The organism is Nocardia cerradoensis NBRC 101014 (genome assembly GCF_000308535.1).
Taxonomy (GTDB): Bacteria; Actinomycetota; Actinomycetes; order Mycobacteriales; family Mycobacteriaceae; genus Nocardia; species Nocardia cerradoensis.
On the sequence record NZ_BAFW01000063.1, the window covers coordinates 1 to 17,185 of the forward strand.

Annotated in this window: 18 protein-coding genes and 1 other RNA gene; 6 read left to right on the forward strand and 13 right to left on the reverse strand. The window is 68.7% G+C overall.

The features are described from left to right. Both ON23_RS07775 and ON23_RS07780 read left to right on the forward strand, forming a co-directional pair. A partial coding sequence (locus tag ON23_RS07775) for a zinc ribbon domain-containing protein (RefSeq protein ID WP_039777182.1) occupies window positions 1-606 on the forward strand: 606 nt, incomplete at its 5' end. Window positions 607-616: 10 nt separating this feature from the next. After that, window positions 617-1,849, forward strand: coding sequence for a bifunctional RNase H/acid phosphatase (locus tag ON23_RS07780; RefSeq protein ID WP_039777183.1), 1,233 nt, complete (start codon window positions 617-619; stop codon window positions 1,847-1,849). A 22-nt stretch (window positions 1,850-1,871) separates the two neighbouring features. On the opposite strand, the gene ON23_RS07785 is transcribed toward ON23_RS07780, so the two are convergent. Next, entirely contained in the window at window positions 1,872-2,759 is an 888-nt protein-coding gene (locus ON23_RS07785; RefSeq protein WP_039777184.1) for an alpha/beta hydrolase, read from the reverse strand. A gap of 62 nt (window positions 2,760-2,821) precedes the next feature. Further along, entirely contained in the window at window positions 2,822-3,985 is a 1,164-nt protein-coding gene (locus tag ON23_RS07790; protein WP_039777185.1) for a lactate 2-monooxygenase, read from the reverse strand. A 263-nt stretch (window positions 3,986-4,248) separates the two neighbouring features. Between ON23_RS07790 and rnpB the strand changes: the two genes are divergently transcribed. Together rnpB and ON23_RS07795 are read left to right on the forward strand one after the other, a co-directional pair. Further along, window positions 4,249-4,666: RNase P RNA component class A (gene rnpB, locus ON23_RS35835), an RNA gene on the forward strand. Window positions 4,667-4,705: 39 nt separating this feature from the next. Beyond that, window positions 4,706-5,011: a putative quinol monooxygenase gene (locus ON23_RS07795; RefSeq protein ID WP_039777186.1), complete on the forward strand. Its 306-nt coding sequence runs from the start codon at window positions 4,706-4,708 to the stop codon at window positions 5,009-5,011. Between the two features lie 13 nt (window positions 5,012-5,024). On the opposite strand, the gene ON23_RS07800 is transcribed toward ON23_RS07795, so the two are convergent. The 3 genes from ON23_RS07800 to ON23_RS07810 all read right to left on the reverse strand — a co-directional run bounded on the left by ON23_RS07800 (window position 5,025) and on the right by ON23_RS07810 (window position 6,659). Then, window positions 5,025-5,297, reverse strand: a complete 273-nt coding sequence (locus ON23_RS07800) for a Clp protease N-terminal domain-containing protein (protein WP_039777187.1) — start codon at window positions 5,295-5,297, stop codon at window positions 5,025-5,027. Between the two features lie 98 nt (window positions 5,298-5,395). Then, window positions 5,396-5,794 (reverse strand): nuclear transport factor 2 family protein, encoded by a 399-nt coding sequence (locus tag ON23_RS07805; protein WP_039777188.1) that lies wholly within the window; start codon window positions 5,792-5,794, stop codon window positions 5,396-5,398. A gap of 31 nt (window positions 5,795-5,825) precedes the next feature. Continuing rightward, window positions 5,826-6,659 carry an oxidoreductase gene (locus ON23_RS07810; RefSeq protein WP_039777189.1) on the reverse strand — a complete coding sequence of 278 codons (834 nt, stop codon included), beginning with the start codon at window positions 6,657-6,659 and terminating at the stop codon, window positions 5,826-5,828. 807 nt (window positions 6,660-7,466) lie between these two features. Between ON23_RS07810 and ON23_RS07815 the strand changes: the two genes are divergently transcribed. Then, entirely contained in the window at window positions 7,467-7,799 is a 333-nt protein-coding gene (locus ON23_RS07815) for a hypothetical protein (RefSeq protein ID WP_036499952.1), read from the forward strand. Window positions 7,800-7,814: 15 nt separating this feature from the next. Next, window positions 7,815-9,257, forward strand: coding sequence for an RNB domain-containing ribonuclease (locus ON23_RS07820; RefSeq protein WP_083903768.1), 1,443 nt, complete (start codon window positions 7,815-7,817; stop codon window positions 9,255-9,257). Here the strand turns inward: ON23_RS07820 and ON23_RS07825 are convergent. The 8 genes from ON23_RS07825 to ON23_RS07860 form a co-directional block, all read right to left on the reverse strand. Next, a complete protein-coding gene (locus ON23_RS07825) occupies window positions 9,238-9,645 on the reverse strand; it encodes a MerR family transcriptional regulator (RefSeq protein ID WP_039777190.1) in 408 nt (135 codons plus the stop codon). The genes ON23_RS07820 and ON23_RS07825 overlap by 20 nt on opposite strands. A gap of 34 nt (window positions 9,646-9,679) precedes the next feature. Next, window positions 9,680-10,696 carry an NADP-dependent oxidoreductase gene (locus ON23_RS07830; RefSeq protein ID WP_039777191.1) on the reverse strand — a complete coding sequence of 339 codons (1,017 nt, stop codon included), beginning with the start codon at window positions 10,694-10,696 and terminating at the stop codon, window positions 9,680-9,682. Window positions 10,697-10,741: 45 nt separating this feature from the next. Next, complete coding sequence (locus tag ON23_RS07835; RefSeq protein WP_039777192.1) at window positions 10,742-11,611, reverse strand: CHAD domain-containing protein; 870 nt, start codon at window positions 11,609-11,611, stop codon at window positions 10,742-10,744. Then, entirely contained in the window at window positions 11,608-12,570 is a 963-nt protein-coding gene (gene pip, locus ON23_RS07840; RefSeq protein WP_039777193.1) for a prolyl aminopeptidase, read from the reverse strand. Before pip ends, ON23_RS07835 begins: the two co-directional genes overlap by 4 nt. Then, window positions 12,570-13,016, reverse strand: a complete 447-nt coding sequence (locus ON23_RS39160) for a hypothetical protein (RefSeq protein ID WP_244969787.1) — start codon at window positions 13,014-13,016, stop codon at window positions 12,570-12,572. The genes pip and ON23_RS39160 overlap by 1 nt, the downstream gene beginning before the upstream one ends. Before the next feature lie 106 nt (window positions 13,017-13,122). Then, entirely contained in the window at window positions 13,123-14,016 is an 894-nt protein-coding gene (locus ON23_RS07850) for a hypothetical protein (protein WP_039777195.1), read from the reverse strand. Window positions 14,017-14,081: 65 nt separating this feature from the next. After that, window positions 14,082-15,419: a type I glutamate--ammonia ligase gene (gene glnA, locus ON23_RS07855; RefSeq protein ID WP_030515350.1), complete on the reverse strand. Its 1,338-nt coding sequence runs from the start codon at window positions 15,417-15,419 to the stop codon at window positions 14,082-14,084. Window positions 15,420-15,492: 73 nt separating this feature from the next. Further along, window positions 15,493-17,043: an alpha/beta hydrolase gene (locus tag ON23_RS07860; RefSeq protein ID WP_086006859.1), complete on the reverse strand. Its 1,551-nt coding sequence runs from the start codon at window positions 17,041-17,043 to the stop codon at window positions 15,493-15,495. Window positions 17,044-17,185: the final 142 nt, after the last annotated feature.

Consider the following 17,185-nt stretch of genomic DNA (forward strand, 5'->3'; position numbering starts at 1 on the left):
ACCGACCGCAAGGATGCGGCGGTCAAGGTCGAGATCCAGCTCGACGATCTCGACCGCGACATTCGCAAACTCGAGGGCGAGATCGACGCTGTGCGCAAACGTGAGGCGCGCGATCGCGGCATGCTCGAGGGCGGCAACGTCGGCGCGAAGCAGCTCTCGGAGTTGCAGCACGAACTCGGCAGCCTGGAACGCCGGCGCGGGGTCCTCGAGGACGAACTGCTCGAGGTGATGGAGCGGCGCGAGGCGGCCGAGGCCGATCACCAGCACGCGGGCGCCAACCTCTCGCGCGCCGAGGAGGATCTGACCCTGGCACAGAGCCGTCGCGACGACGCGGTCGCCGACCTGGACGTGGCCGCCCAGCGCTGCGGCACCGATCGCGAACAGCTGCTCGCCGGATTCCCGGACGAGCTGCTCGCGATCTACGACAAGCAGCGCGCCCAGCACGGCGTCGGCGCGGCGCTGCTGCAGGCCCGCCGGTGCGGCGCCTGCCGGATCGAACTCGACCGCGGCGAGATCGCCCGGATCGCCAAGACCGATCCGCAGGTCGTGGTCCGCTGTCCCGAATGCGGTGCGATCATGGTGCGCACCAAGCAGTCCGGATTGTGACGGCCCGGCGATGACGGTACGCACGGTGATCGTGGAGGCCGACGGCGGCTCGCGAGGTAATCCCGGCCCGGCCGGCTACGGCGCGGTGATCTGGGATTCCGACCGCGCCACGATCCTCGCCGAACGTCGCGAATATCTCGGCGTCACCACGAACAATGTCGCCGAATACCGCGGTCTCATCGCGGGTTTGGCGGCCGCCGCCGAACTGGGCGCCCGCACGGTCGAGGTGCGGATGGATTCCAAACTCGTCGTCGAGCAGATGTCGGGACGCTGGAAGGTCAAGCACGCGGCCATGATTCCGCTCGCCGAACGAGCCCGGCAGCTGGTCGCGGGCTTCGATCGCGTGAGTTTCCACTGGATTCCGCGCGAGCAGAATTCGCACGCCGATCGGCTCGCCAACGAGGCGATGGACGATGCGGTGGTGGTCGCGGAGGTGCGCGAGGCGGATACCGAGCGGCCGGTGATCGACAGTGTGGCCGAACCGGAATCGGCCGCCCAGGATTCGGCACGCGGCGTCGAAGCCGAGCTGCCCAGCTGGATCGACGAAGCGGCCGACGCCCGTGCCGCGCACGAGGATCCGGTCGTGCAGGAGACGGCCCCCGCGCCCGGTCCGGGCTGGACCGGCGCCCGCGGGCGGCCGACCCGGCTGTTGCTGCTGCGTCACGGTCAGACCGAATTGTCCGTGGAGCGACGGTATTCCGGCCGCGGCAATCCGGAACTCACCGCGCTCGGTCGCGAACAGGCCGCCCGTGCCGCGAAATACCTTGCCGCGAAAGGCGATATCGCCGCGGTCGTGACCTCGCCACTGGGCCGGGCTCGGGAGACCGCGCAGGCCGCGGCCCGAGCGCTCGACGTGCCGGTGCGGGTCCTGGACGCGCTGACCGAAACCGACTTCGGCGCATGGGAAGGTCTCACGTTCACCGAAGCGGCGCAACGGGATCCGCAACTGCATCAGCGCTGGCTCGGTGATCCGTCGCTGCCGGCTCCCGGTGGTGAGAGCTTCGCACAGGTGCGTGAACGTGTCGAGGCCGCGCGCCGCGATCTGCTGGCGCTGTATCCAGAGCAGAACGTCGTCGTGGTCAGCCACGTGACGCCGATCAAGACGCTGCTGCAACTGGCCTTGGAAGCCGGCCCGTCCCTGCTGTACCGGCTGCATCTGGATCTTGCGTCGCTGTCGATCGCCGAGTTCTACCCCGACGGCGGATCGTCGGTGCGGCTGGTCAACGACACCTCGTATCTCTGAACACCGGTCGGGGACACCGGGTTCAGGGGCGCAGCACCGACACCAGGAATTCGGTCTGGTCGTAGACGGCCTTCTCGAACCAGTCGTCGAAGTAGATGTCGAAGTGCCCGATGGGGTATCGCTTCACGATGCCGTGTTTGGTGCGTTCGGCGGCCTTGAGCGTCGGACCCACCGGTGCGACCGAATCGTTGTCGCACACCGCGTAGAACACCGGCACCTTGATGGCCTTCGTGCGCCGCCACGGTGAATCGAACATCACCGACATACCCACGCGGGCAGCCACTTTCGGCTGGTACTGCGCGCTCTCCTCGGCGAGGCGGCCGAAACCCTCGGGCACGTCGGAGGCGCTCATCAACGCCGCCGAACGCTTGCGCCCGGCCAGTCGCACGCCCACCGGCTTGCGGCGGATCGGGCCCACGAGGAGGTCGGCGAGCGCGAGGGTGCCGGTCTTGGTGAGGCTGATCGGCCCCTTCGCCATCGCCGAGGACCAGCCGCTGGTGAACGGGCACTGCGCCACGACCGCGGCCAGATAGTCGTCCTCGTGCGCGATGGACAGGACGTGCCCGCCGCCGAACGAACTGCCCCACAACGCGATTCGGGTCGCGTCGAAACCCTTGAGGGTGCGGGCGAAGGCGATCGCGGCGCGCCAGTCGTCGCGCTGGCGGGCGATGTTGATCAGCTGGCGCGGCTCACCGCCACTGGCCCCGAAATGCCGGTAATCGAAGACCAGCACGCCCATTCCGGCCGCGGCGAACCGGCGTGCGTAGCGATCCAGACCCATTTCCCGGTTCGCGCCCAGCCCGTGCCCCATGATGACCAGTGGACGCGGTTTGGGCGGGCCGTCCGGAAGATAGAGCCACGCTGCACACTGTTCGCTTCCCGAACCGAACCCCACCTCGACACGCTCCATGGGCGAATACCGTACCGGGGCGCGCGCCCGGCCGCAGACGTGGATCCCCGCTCAGGGCACGATTACGGGTGAACAGAACGCAAACACTCGCGAGTCAGATCCTTCGGTGCCGGATAGCCGTCGACCGCCATGATCAGGTCCGCTTCGGCCAGCAGAGAGCGCAGGACGTGCACGATTCCGTCCACGCCGCCGAGCGCCAGGCCGTAGGCGTAGGGCCGGCCCACCCCGACCGCGGTGGCGCCCAGTGCGAGCGCCTTGACGACATCCGCGCCGCTGCGGATTCCGGAATCGAACAGCACCGGCAGACCCTCGGCCGCGTCGACGACCTCGGGCAACACGTCCAGCGCGGGCAGTCCCCCATTGGCTTGGCGCCCACCGTGATTCGAGCAGTAGATGCCGTCCACGCCACCGTCGCGGGCCCGGCGCACATCGTCGGGATGGCAGATTCCCTTGACGATCAAGGGCAGATCGGTGAGCGAGCGCAGCCAGGCCAGATCCTCCCAGCGCAGCGGGTTGCCGAACAGTTGCACCCACCGCAGCACCGCGCTCATCGGATCCTCCTCCGGTGAGCGCTGCAGACCGGAGCGGAAGACCGGATCGGTGAAATAGTTGGCGAGGCAGTGCCCGCGCAGTTGTGGGAAGTTACCGGTGGACAGATCGCGCGGCCGCCAGCCCGTGATCCAGGTGTCGAGGGTGACGACGATGCCCTTGTAACCGGCCTGCTCCGCGCGATGCACCAGGCTGGCCGCGAGATCGCGGTCGGTGGGCGTGTAGAGCTGGAAAAAGCCCGGGGTGTCACCGAATTCGGCGGCGACATCCTCGAGTGGATCCACGGTGAGGGTCGAGGCGACCATCGGCACGCCGGTGCGGGCGGCGGCGCGGGCGGTCGCCAGATCCCCGTGGCCGTCCTGGGCGCAGAGGCCGATCACGCCGACCGGAGCCATGAAAAGCGGTGTGGGAAGCGTCATTCCGAACAGGTCGACCGACAGGTCGCGCTCCTTCGCGCCGACGAACATGCGGGGGATGAGCCCCCAGTGATCGAAGGCGGTGACATTGGCGCGCTGGGTACGCTCGTCGCCCGCGCCGCCGGCCACATACGACCAGATCGACGGCGGCATGGCCGCCTGTGCGCGCTCTTCTAGTTCGGCGAACGCGACCGGGTACTCCGGCACGACACCGCGCAGCCCCTGGAAGTAGATCTCGTTCTGGAAGTCGCCGAACCCCATGTGCGCTGCCCTTCTGTGCCGTCGGTTCGCCGGCGAGTATGCGCGCTCGCCGGCGAATGCGGGCTTCACTGTATGCGTAACCGGCGGTACCGCGCCACGATCTCGCCGTCGCCCGGGCCGAGCCGCGTTCGCCCCCGCGACACCGACGCCGGCCGTGGTCGTCGGCGGGGGACGCGACGTCCGAGCCGGTGGCGCGAGCACGCCGGTGCGATCGCCGGGGTGGCGTGCGCTCGGCGCCGCTCGCACGGCACAATGGTGCGCGACGAGTCGGTCGGGCGACCGCGTCGACGGGAACGGGCACGGTTGTGCCGCTGCCCGTCGCCGAGGAAAGTCCGGACTCCACAGAGCAGGGCGGTTGTTAACGGCAACCCGGGGTGACCCGCGGGACAGTGCCACAGAAAACAGACCGCCGGCGGTCTCTCCGGAGGTCCGCCGGTAAGGGTGAAACGGTGCGGTAAGAGCGCACCAGCGCCCCGGGTGACCGGGGCGGCTCGGTAAACCCCGCCCGGAGCAAGGTCGAAGGTCGCACTCTCGCGAGTGCGGCTGCGCAGGTGCCCGAGGGCTGCTCGCCCGAGCCTGCGGGTTGACTGCTCGAGGTGCCCGGTGACGGTGCACCCAGATGGATGGTCGCCTCCCGGTGCGAACCGGGAACAGGATCCGGCTTACAGACCGACTCGTCCCCTCCGGGGATTCTCGTTCGCGGCGTGAGACGCTGACCGCATGGATGCGACGCCTCGGCAGATCATCGTCACCGGTTACCTGCGGGTGGACCCCGCCGATCGCGACCGCTATCTGGCGACCTGCGTCGAGGTGGTGAACGCGGCCCGGCAGACCCGCGGATGTCTCGATTTCGCGTTGTCGGCCGATCTGGTCGACGCCGGGCGCATCAATATTCTGGAGCGGTGGAGCGATCGTGCGGCGCTGGACGCATTCCGCGGCGCGGGGATTTCCGGCGAGCAAGGCGCGATGATCCGCGAAGCGCAGGTCACCGAGTTCACGGTCGGCGACGAAACCCTGCTGCGCTGACCGGCCTTCCCGGCTAGCGTGCGCAGCCCTCGCCGTTGTCCGGATGTTCGTTCGGAGTCGGGTACGGCCCGTTGCACAGGGTGTCGTGCAAGGCGTCCGAGATCGCCGCCAGATTGGCGCCGGTGCGCTGGAAGGCGCGAGCTACAGCCGAACTCGGGTGACGCAGCGATGCGAGGACGAGATGTTCGGTGTCGAGGGCGGTGTGGCCGGCCTCGCGCGCGATCCCGGCGGCTTCGTCCAGTGCGCGTCGCAGGCCGGGGGCGTGCGGTAGCGGTTCCGCAGTCATGCCTCCATGATCACCCGCGCCGAGCACTTCAGCGCATATTTCGCGACTATTCGGCAACCGGAGGTTCGGCCGCCGACCGGTCGGCGTCGGACCCGCGTCTACGGGTGCAGCGGTGTGCGCCGAGGGCGCACGATGCGATGGGTGATCTTCCAGCCGGCGCCGATGCGCTGGATGGTGTCCTCGTAGGTGACACTGCCGACCGTGCCGTCGGTCAGGACGCCGAAGCCCTTGGACAGGGCGCGGACAGTGCCGTCGGCGACCTCGTTGACGACGATGTTGGTGACGTGGTGGGCGACGGGGTTGTTCTCGCCCAGTGCGAGCGCGGAGTCCCGGCACGCGGGGATACCGACCAGGACGCCGCCGCCCATGGCGGTGACGTCGTAGACGACGTCCTCGGCGAACAGTGCGGGCCAGCCGTCGAAATCGCCGTTGTCGGTCAGGTGGCCGTGCAGGTTGATCAGGTCGGTGATCGCGAAGCGGTCGTCCGCGGACAGCATGGCGGGTCCTCCGGTCGAGACGAGGGAGTGATCAGTGGAAGCCGGTGTCGGCGGCCCAGGGTTCGAGCTCGTCCAGATCGGTGAGGCGCTGGGTCAGGGTGGCGCGGATGCCGGCGAAGGCCTCGGGGCCGAGCGGCAGCCGCAACGGCGGTTCGTCCATGGCGACCGCGCGCAGAATGGCCTCGGCGGCGCGGGCCGGATCGCCGGGCTGGGCGCCGTCCTGAGCCTGGAATCGCTCGCGTTCCTCGGCGAAGATCGGTGTGTATTCGGGCATCGGTTCGGCCCACTGGATGGACCGGCCGGCGAAGTCGGTGCGGAAGGGCCCCGGCTCGACGATGGTGACCTTGATGCCGAACGGCGCGACCTCGTACGACAAACCCTCCGACAGTCCCTCGACCGCGAATTTGCTGAGTGCGTAAGGCGTTCCGCCGAGACGGGCACGCACACCGCCGACGGAGGACAGCTGCACGATATGCCCGCTGCGTTGCGCCCGCATGAGCGGCAGGACCGTCCTGGTGACCGAAATCAGGCCCCAGACATTGGTTTCCATCAGTGTGCGCAGTTGCTCGTCGTCGCATTCCTCGAGCGCGCCGCGCAGTCCGTACCCGGCGTTGTTGACCAGAACGTCGATGCGGCCGAACCGAACTCGCGCCTCCTCGACCGCCGCGGTGATCGACGCCGGATCGGTGACGTCCAGCTGTGCCACGAGGACCCGCTCCGGATCGCGATCTCGAAGGTCGGCAAGGGATTCGGGTGTGCGCGCGGTGGCGACCACACTGCCGCCCTCGGCCAGCACCGCCTCCGCGATCGCACGGCCGAAGCCGCTACTGGTGCCGGTGATGAACCAGACGTGATCGGTGGTCATGGTGGAGGCCTCCTGTGTCGGATCGTCGTCGAAGCCGGGCCTTGCGACCGCATGCGGTGCCCGCGGGGGCCGCCGGCACCGGTGCGGTCGCGCGATGATCAGCCGGCGGGGTTGATCACCAGAATCTGGGCCCAGTAGGCCGCCTGCTCGGGACCGACGAGAGGCAGCAGGTAGTCGAAGACGATGGACGACATGCGGTGTGGAACTCCTTGTACTCGAGGAACTATTACTCGACGACTCTCGCCGCGCGGCGCACTCTCGTTACTGCACGGACCCCCGAATCCGTGGGTACGCCGTGGCCTGTCACCATCGGCAACAGTAACAGCGCGCTCGGACAGTCGCAGGCCCAGCGGAAAACGGACTCGACGGGGGGATTCGGCGTACGGTAGCGTGATCTGGACGCAGGTCCGAGTCGTCTGAGTTATGACTGTTCGCTCTGAATGGTGCGATATTTCCTTCCGGAATGATCCGGTTCGGCGACCGTCGCGGGCCGTGTTCGAGCCGATTCGTCGACCCCCGTTGCGCTCGTGGAAACCGCATTGCCGCGGTCGCGGTGGGGAAGCGCGAAATCGCAGGCACCGACGGTACGGGCGGTCCACGCCTCGGTTTCGGCCCGGTGCGGTGGGCGGGCGCATTCTCGGCAAATGCGGGCGAATCGGCTGGTCTCGGCGTGTCCCGTGCGACGAACCGCCCCGGAGTGGCCGGAACCGTGATCGACGTCATAAAGTGTTGGCCGTTGGAAGTGTCGCTGCCGGGGGTGGCAGTGGCTATGGGTGCTACGAGTGTCGGAAAGCAGGTTCTGTATATATGCGAGTAGTTCGCAAGTTGGCGGCCGGTGCATTGATCGCCGCAGCTGCGTCGGGTGTTGCGGTGCTGGGCGCGGGATCGGCGTCCGCGGTCGCGGTCACTCCGTTGCCGGGTGGCGTCCAGGTGGACCTCAGCCCGGGTGACACCCAGTGGGTCCACCAGTCCCACGTCGGCCAGACGATCGCGGTGCTGCCGCACCCGTCGGCGGCCTCGTTCGGCCAGGCTCTCGATGCCGCGGCGACCCTGTCGTCGCAGTACCCCGACGGCCGCGTCGTCTTCACCGTGTACGGTCCGTTCGATCAGCTGAACGGCACCATGCTGGCGCTCAAGTAAGGTTCAGCGCCCCGCGTGGAACTGCATCCCAGGATCGTCTCGGCACCGGTGGACTTCGGTGTCGTGCGATCCGAATTCGGACTCGCCTCGGAATATCCCTCCGAGGCGGTCTCGGAGGCCCGCGACGCAGCCGATGCGTTCGCGGGCGTCCGGGCCGATCGCACCGACATCCCGTTCGTGACGATCGACCCACCCGGCGCCATGGATCTCGACCAGGCGCTGCATCTCGAACGCACCCCGACCGGATTCCTGCTGCACTACGCCATCGCCGATGTGGGCGCGGTGGTCGCGCCCGACGGCGCGCTCGCGCGGGAATCCCTCGCCCGGGGCCAAAGCTTCTATCTCCCCGACGGCACCGTGCCGCTGCATCCGCCGGTGCTCTCGGAAGGGTCGGCCAGTCTGCTGCCCGGCGCGGTTCGTCCCGCCGCCCTGTGGACCATCGACTGTGACGACAAGGCCGAACCACAACGCTTCTCGGTGCGGCGCGCCCTGGTTCGTTCCCGCGCCCGCCTCGACTATCCCGGTGTCCAGGCCGACGCCGACGCCGGCCGCCTGCATCCCTCGATCGCCGCACTGCCGGAATTCGGCCGCCTGCGCATCGAGGCCGGCCTGGCCCGCGGCGCGATCGAACTGCGGCTGCCCGCGCAATCGGTGATCCCCGACGGCCGCGACCACGACACCGAACACTGGCAGTTGGCGGTCGAACCGCGTACCGCCGCCGACGACTGGAACGAACAGGTCTCCTTGCTCACCGGCATCTGTGCGGCCCGAATCATGCTGGCGGACAACGGCTCCGACCCCCGCGTCGGATTGTTGCGCACCATGCCGGCGCCACCGGCCTCCGCGATCGCGTCCATGCGCCGCACCGCCGCCGCGCTCGGCGTGCACTGGCCGGCCGGGATGCCGGTGGGCCGGATGCTGGCCGGACTGGATCCCAACACCCCCGCCGCGCTGGTGCTCAACTCCGAGGCGACCAGTCTGCTGCGCGGCGCGTCCTACACCGTGCTCGACGGCGAAACGCCGGATGTGGTGCAGCACAGCGGCATCGGCGCGGCCTACGCCCATGTGACGGCGCCGCTGCGTCGCCTCGCCGACCGGTACGCCACCGAAATCTGCCTGGCTCGCTGTGCCGGCACCCCGGTACCGCACTGGGTTCGCGACGGACTCGGCGCCGCGGCGGACACGATGCGGCGCAGCGACGCGGTCGGCGGCAAACTCGAACGCGCCTGCATCGACCTCACCGAATCCACCGTTCTCGCACCACGTCTGGGCGACGTCTTCGAGGCGGTGGTCATCCGCGAGGGCAACGGCAACCGATCCGCCGAAATCTTCGTCGCCGATCCGCCGGTCCTCGCCAAATGCGCCGGATCGCCGCCGGAGGGGCAACGGGTGCGCGTGCGCCTGGACATCGCGGACCCCGATAAACGCGTAGTGGGCTTCACTTTTCCGGCGGAATGACTCGTTCGTCGCCAGGGGGTTGCTCCGGATCCAGCCACGGCATCCGGCTCACCAACTGATCCCGCAGGCGCGTCAACCGGGCGATGCGCTCGTTCAGCTCCGCCACCCGTGGCGGACCGACCACCGCGTATCCCGAGGCACACCGTGGTTCGTAGGGAAAGACGTCGGGCAGCTCCCTATCCAGATAGGGAGCGAAGGCCCGCACGTCCTCGACGGTGAACCCGAGATGAAGCAGTTCCCGGATGTTGCGCACCCGGGCCACCGCGTCCTCCTCGTACTCGCGGTATCCGGCGGCGGTGCGCCCGGACGTGAGCAGTCCCTGTTCCTCGTAGAAGCGCAGCGCCCGGGTCGTGACTCCGGTGCGGGCCGCCAGTTCGCCGATCAACATCGCGCGTATCCTCTCCGCCGTCTCACCCTCGTGCTCAACGCGCCAGCCGCACCACAACCTTCCCGGTGTAGCGCCCCCGGACCGTATCCAGCAGTGCGCGCGGCGCGTTCTCGAGTCCGTCGACGACGGTTTCGGTACGCACGATGTCTCCCGCTGCCGTCCACTCCCGCAGCTTCCGGCCGAATTCGGGCGCCAGGTCCAGGTGGTCGAGAGTGGTGAATCCGCGCAACGTCAATCGCTTGCCGATCACGGCCAGCAGATCACCCGGACCGGCATCCGGCTCGCCGCCCGCACTCTGCCTGGCCAGGGCCCCGCAGAGTGCGATGCGTCCGCCGACATTCATCACCTCGATCGCCGCACGCAACTGGGCGCCGCCGACAGTGTCGAAATACACGTCCACGCCGTCGGGCGCCGCGGCCCGCAGCCGATCGACGAGAGGTTCGTCGTGGTAGTCGACAGCGGCGTCGTAGCCGAGATCGTCGACGATGTGAGCGGCCTTGCGCGCCGAGCCGACGCTGCCGACGACGCGACCGGCGCCGAGCAGTCGAGCGATCTGCCCGGCCAGGCTCCCGGTCGCACCGGCGGCGCTGGACACGAAGACGGTATCGCCGGCGCGCAGGCCGGCGACCACGGTCAACCCGACATAGGCGACCAGACCGAAGCCCAGATATCCCGACGGCGAGGAATAGGCATCCGGATCCACCACGCGCACCGTCCGCGCATCGGCGAGGGCGTGTTCGCGCCAACCGAGCCGATGCAGGACCAGCGCGCCCTCGGGCACGGCCGGATCACCGGATTCGATCACCTCGCCGATCGCGTCGCCGGACAGCGCTTCACCGATCGCGAACGGCGGCAGCGGAATCCCGGGATAGGCGCCGATCTGCATGAGGCTGCCGGGGTCGATCGACATGAAGAGATTGCGGATCAACACCTGGCCGACCGCGGCGGCCGGCATCGGGTGGTCGACCGTTCGGAAATCGGTGAGTTCGGGAAACCCGCCGGGGCGAGCGGCCAGGTGGATCGAGCGGGTGGTCGCGGGAGTGGAGGTCATATCGCCGACCGTAGGGATTGACGTATACGTGAAGGTCAAGCCCGATCAGGACAGGTAGTCGTAGTTCAGGAATTCGACGAGGGACGGGTACTGGGCGAGGGCGGTGCGGGCGGCTTCCACTTCGGCGGCGCACAGCAAATCGTAGGGGGCGGTATCGGCGCCGTGGCCGCGCACGATCTCCGCGCGGGCGGTGATGGTGGCCAACGCCTCGATGGCGTCGCGGTGGTCGCCCAGGACGCCCTGCACCTTCTTCGCGCGGCGGGCCAGATCCTCGGCCGGGCCGTCGAGGATATCGGTGGCCGCTTCGGCGCTGTAGCGTAAACGCTTGGCAGCCTTGCGGATATCGTGCAGCGCCTCCACGCGGTCGGTCTCCTCGACGTCGCGTTCCGCGTCGACGTGTGCTTTCAGCCGGCGCAGGTCCGCGCGCACGGCCGCGGTGAACACGCGGTCGGCGTCGCGGCGGGCGCGCTTGCGGCGCAACGGCGGATCGGTGCGCAGGCCGACCACCCGCGCCCGCAGCAGCGCATAGCGCTCACCGTCGAGTTCGCGCAACACGGTGCGGTGGGCGTCGGTGTAGGCCGCGCGTTCCGCGCTCACCAGCCGTCGCCCGAGATGGCGTTGCACATCGGGGTATTCGTCCAGCAGCGCGGCGAACCGGTCGGCGCGCACCTCCGCGTCGCGGGCGATGCCGAGCAGACCCGCCAGCCAGCGCAATTCGGTACGGATCGCGTCTATCTCGTCGCGGTGGAACACTTTCCGATAGGACCGCAGCACCGATCGCAAGCGGCGGGTGGCGACGCGCATCTGATGGACCGAATCCGGTTCGTCGGCGCGGACCTTCGGCTCCGCGGCCAGCAGCCGGTCCACGTCCTCGCCGAGGGCGGCGACGACCGCGGGACCGGCTGCCCCGCTCATCGCCGATCCCGGAATTCGTCGGTGGCCTCGATCAGATGATGGGTGGTGCCGGGTTCGGCCGCGGCGTGTCCGGCATCGGCCACCAGATGCAGCCGCGAACCGGGCCAGGCCCGATGCAGATCCCAGGCGCTGACCGCCGGGCAGACGACATCGTGGCGGCCCTGCACGATCACCACCGGAATATGCGCGATCCGGTCGATATCGCGCAACAGCTGGCCCTCTTCGAGGAATCCGCCGTGCACGAAGTAGTGGTTCTCGATGCGGGCGAAGGCCAGTGCGAAGCGGGGTTCGGCGGATTCGGCGACCCGTTCCGGTTGCGGCAGCAGCGAACTCGTCGCGCCCTCCCAACTGGACCATGCCACGGCGGCGGCCGCCGCCACCTCGTCGTCGGGGGAGTGCAGCAGCCGGTGATAGGCCGCCACCAGATCCCCGTCGCGCTCGTCCGCAGGAATCGGCGCCAGGTACTTCTCCCACTCGTCGGGATAGACGAATCCGGCGGCGCCGTTGTAGTACCAGTCGATTTCCTTGCGCCGCAACAGGAAAACGCCCCGCAGCACCATCTCCGTGACACGCTCGGGGTGGGTCTGGGCGTAGGCCAGCGCCAGTGTCGAACCCCAGGACCCGCCGAAAACCTGCCACCGCTCGATACCCAGATGGGTGCGCAGCCGCTCGATATCGGCGACCAGATGCCAGGTGGTGTTGACCTCGAGGCTCGCCCCGTCGGCCACGTGCGGCGTCGAACGCCCGCAGCCGCGCTGATCGAACAGCACGATCCGGTAGGCGGCGGGATCGAAGAACTGCCGGTGCGTCGAATTGGTGCCGCCACCGGGGCCGCCGTGCAGGAACACCACCGGTTTGCCCTCGGGATTGCCCGACTCCTCCCAGTAGAGGTGCTGCCCGTCGCCGACGTCGAGCATGCCCTCTCGGTAGGGCTCCAGCGGCGGGTACAGGGTGCGCATCAGAAGGCGATTCCCGAGGCGAGATCGGGCAGTTCCAGCGCCTGCAGCGCCTGATTTCGAGTGTCCGAGCAGGTCTTGGTGGTGATGCGGTCCACCACGGCCTTGTCGCCGAGCACCGCGAGGTTGATGCCGCCGTTCTCGGCGGCCCACTGATGCACGGTGATGTTGAGCGCCACCTTCCCCAGCGTCGGGCCCTGCACCCGCCAATCCGACAGCTGCGGGGAGATGGCGTCGCACAGCTTCTGCGCGACCGGGTCGGGAACCTGCACGGGGCTGGTCTGTCCCGGTTTGGCGGTGACGCCGGCCGAACCGCTGGGACGCGCGGCCGTCGACGTCGCCGAGGCGCCGGATTTCTCGGGCCCGGCCGAACCCGTGCTTGCGCCACCACATCCGGCGACCAGCGCGACGGCCAGCGCCGCACCGACGGCGAGCGCTCCGCGAGTCATCCAACGGCTCTGCGACATCTGTTCCCTTTGTTCGATTCCGGAGTTGATCCGAAGTTCCTGCTGTGGTCCTACGAGTCTGCCACCTCGCCGCGGGTGGCCGGGTGGCTCAGGCGAAGTTCGCGCGCAGCCGGTCCAGCATCTCGGTGACGAAGGGCGCGAACCGTTCGGCCGGCCGGCCCGGCGCGGTGTCGATGGTCAGCCACGAATGCAGGGTGGTCAGGGGCGCGAGGCGTTCGGCCAGTTCGATCTCACGGTCGGTGACGGTGGCCAGTTCGCGCCAGGCGTCGAAGTAGGCCGCTCGCTGTGGGTCCCGGAACGTGCGCACCGACAGGAAGGGATGGGTGATCAGCGCGTCACCCCAGTCGAACACCGCGGCGGTGGTGCGGAAGACGTGGCCCGGATACAGGTCGTTGTGTTCCACGCTCAGCCGGTCGTACCGCGCGAGTTCGGCGGCGGCCGACTCGATCGCGGACTCCAGGCGAGGGGCGCGATCGGCGAAATGGCGATAGACATCGATCAGGCGCGCCGGAGGCAGGTACGGAGTTCCGGTGTCGCGCAACGACTCAGCGTGTGTGCACAGGGTGTGCTGCAGGGCGGCATAGGAGCGCAGCACCGATTCCCAGCCCGGCGGCCGCGGCGGTGGCGCGTCGGAACCGTCGAGGGCGAACTGCCGGTCGAGCGGCCCGGTTCGCATGGTCTCACCACCGTCGCGTGCCAGAAACCATCCGTTCTCACGGTGTACCGCAAGAGGTTTCGGCACCGCATCCGGCACGAGCCGATCCAGCGCCTCCAGCAGCGGGCCCTCGTGGGCGAACGCACGCGCACTCGCCTTCGCCCAGACGGCTCCGGCGTCGGTGTCGATGCGCGCGAGCAGCGTCCAATCCCGGCGCCGCATCTCCTGCGCGCCGGTCACGGTCCGTCCCAGGTTCCCGAGTTCCGCGGTGGCCCAGTCGATCAGCGGTTGCAGTGCTTGATCGGCCACCGATACAGGCGCGTTCACCGGGACAACCTAACGTGCTCACCGACCGTCGGTGCGACCGGCCGAAGCCGGTCTCGCGCAGCCGATCACAGTGTCAGGTACTCGCCCAGCTCCCACGGCGTGACCTGGGCCCGATAGGTGGCCCACTCGTGGCGCTTGTTGCGCAGGAAGAAGTCGAACACGTGCTCGCCCAGCGTTTCGGCGACCAGTTCCGACCGTTCCATCGCCCGCAGCGCCTCGTCCAGGGTCGAGGGCAGCTCGCGGAAGCCCATCGCGCGACGTTCGGCGGTGGTCAGCGACCACACGTCGTCCTCGGCCTCGGGCGGCAGCGTGTACCCCTTCTCGATCCCGCGCAGGCCCGCGGCCAGCAGCACCGCGAAGGCCAGATACGGATTGCAGGCCGAATCGGGGCTGCGGATCTCGACTCGTCGCGAGGACTGCTTGTTGGGCGTGTACATCGGAACGCGGACCAGCGCAGAACGATTCGACCGGCCCCAGGACGCGGCGGTCGGCGCCTCACCGCCGTGGATCAGGCGCTTGTAGGAGTTCACCCACTGGTTGGTGACGGCGCTGATCTCGTTGGCGTGTTCGAGAATGCCGGCGATGAACGCGCGGGCGGTCTCGGACAGGTTGTTCGGGTCGTCGGGATCGGCGAAGGCGTTGTGCTCACCCTCGAACAGGCTCATGTGGGTGTGCATGGCCGAACCCGGGTGATCGGAGAAGGGTTTGGGCATGAACGAGGCCCGCACGCCCTCGTCGATGGCGACCTCTTTGATGAGGTAACGGAAGGTCATCACGTTGTCGGCCATCGACAGCGCGTCGGCGTAGCGCAGGTCGATCTCCTGCTGGCCGGGCGCGCCCTCATGGTGGCTGAACTCCACCGAGATACCCATCGATTCGAGCGCGTCGATGGCGTGGCGGCGGAAGTTCGGCGCCTCGTCGTGCACGGCCTGGTCGAAGAAGCCGCCGTTGTCGGCGGGCACCGGGCGGCCGTCCTTGAGTGCCGAACGGATCAGGAAGAATTCGATCTCCGGATGCACGTAGCAGCTGAAGCCCAGGTCACCGGCCTTGTTCAGCTGCCGGCGCAGCACGTGGCGCGGATCGGCCCACGACGGCGATCCGTCGGGCATCGCGATATCGCAGAACATGCGCGCCGAATGCTGATGTCCCTTGCTGGTGGACCAGGGCAGCACCTGGAACGTCGACGGATCGGGCTTGGCGACCATATCGGCCTCCGAGACCCGGGCGAAGCCCTCGATCGCCGAGCCGTCGAATCCGATGCCCTCCTCGAAGGCGCCTTCCAGCTCCGCGGGGGCGATCGCCACCGACTTCAGATATCCCAGGACGTCGGTGAACCAGAGTCGCACGAAGCGGATGTCCCGCTCCTCGAGCGTCCGCAGCACGAATTCCTTCTGGCGATCCATACGCGCGAGCGTAGGCACCCGCGGTTAAATCCGTGTTACATCGTGCAACAACCGCCGGTCCGCATGTGTGGCGTCAGCCGCAGGTGAGCCCTTCCGGGGGTGTCTTCAGGTCCGTGAGGTAGGCGAACACGGCATCGTCGACGCACGGCACGCCGCCGGAGAGGAACGCGGTGTGGCGGGTTCCCTTGTTGGTGATCAGCGCCGCGCCCAGCTGGTGGGCCAGATCGACCCCGGCCTGATACGGCGTGGCCGGATCCGCGGTCGTGGAGATGACCACGGTCTTGGGCAGGCCCGGTGCGGAAATGTTGTGCGGGGAGCCGCTGTTGGGCACGGGCCAGAACGCGCACATCTCGAGCGGCGCCTGCCCGGTGGCGTGGCCGTCGTCGAGGAACGGGGCAACCTTGCGGTATTCGGCGTCCTGCTTATCGGTTTCGGTGCGATCCTTGATGGCCGGATCGTCGACGCAGTGGATGGCCAGGAACGCGTCCTGCGAATTGTCGTAGGTGCCGTCCTTGCTGCGGCCGTCGTAGAGATCGGCGAGCTGCAGCAGGATGTCGCCCTTGCCCTTGGCCAGCTGAGCCAGGCCCGCGCTCAGCACATTCCAGCTGTCCTCGGCGTAGAGCGTGTTCTGCACACCGGTGACGGCGTCGCTGTAGGTGAGGCCGCGGCCGTCGCGGGTCTCGGCCGGGTGGTTCCAGAGCGGGTTGACCAGATCGTGGAACCGGGCCACCGCCTGGGTCGCGTCCTGGCCGAGTGGACAGTCCGGTTTGCTCGTACAGTCGGCGGCGTAGGCGTCGAACGCCTTCTGGAATCCGGCGGCCTGCTGCACCGATTCCTTCTCCGGGTCGGCATCCGGATCGAGAGCGCCGTCGAGCACCATGGCCCGCACCTTGTCCGGGAACTTCTCGGCGTAGGTGTAGCCGAGCCGGGTGCCGTAGGAGTAGCCGACGTAGTTCAGCTTGTCGTCGCCGAGCACGCCCCGGATGATGTCCATGTCCTGCACGACCTCGCGGGTGCCGACGTGGGCGAGGAATTCGTTGCCGGTCTTCTCGGTGCAGTGCGCGGCGAAATCCTTGTTCTCCTGCTCGGCGGCCGCGATGCCGGCGGGGGTGTAGTCCTTGGGCGGTTCGGCGCGCTGCTGATCCCACTGCTGCCCGGTCAGGCATTCGATCAGCGGTGTGGACGCGCCGACGCCGCGCGGGTCGAAACCGATGCGGTCGAACCGCTGCGCCAGCGGGGTGTCCTGGCCCTGCGCGGCCATCCACAGGCCGGCCTGGCCGGGACCGCCCGGGTTGAACAGCAGCGATCCGATGCGCTGCCCGGTCGCCTTGATCCGGGAGACCGCGATCTGCGCGGTCGCGCCCTCGGGCTTGTCGTAATCGATCGGCACCGAGATGTGCGTGCATTCGGTGCCCTGCGGGAACCGGGTCGAGGAATCGCCGAATCCGTCACAGCTACCCCAGCTCGGAACCTGGGTGTAGTACTTCTGCAGCGCGGCCGGACTCGGCGCGGACGGCTGGGGGACGGGGTGATTCTTCGACGTCGACGAGCAGGCGGCGGCTACACACATCAGGGCTACCGCGGCTGCGACGCGACCGGATCGCGACAAGGACATGCGCGCCATCCTTCCATCTCCGGCTGTGTCCTCGGCGGTGTCCGCGGCGACCTCCGTGGTTGCGCGGGCTGCCTCCTCTCGCCAGGTCGCTCCCACCGCTGTGACAAATCCCATCCCGGGCACGCCTTAAAAGCGGCCGTGCCGCGGTGGC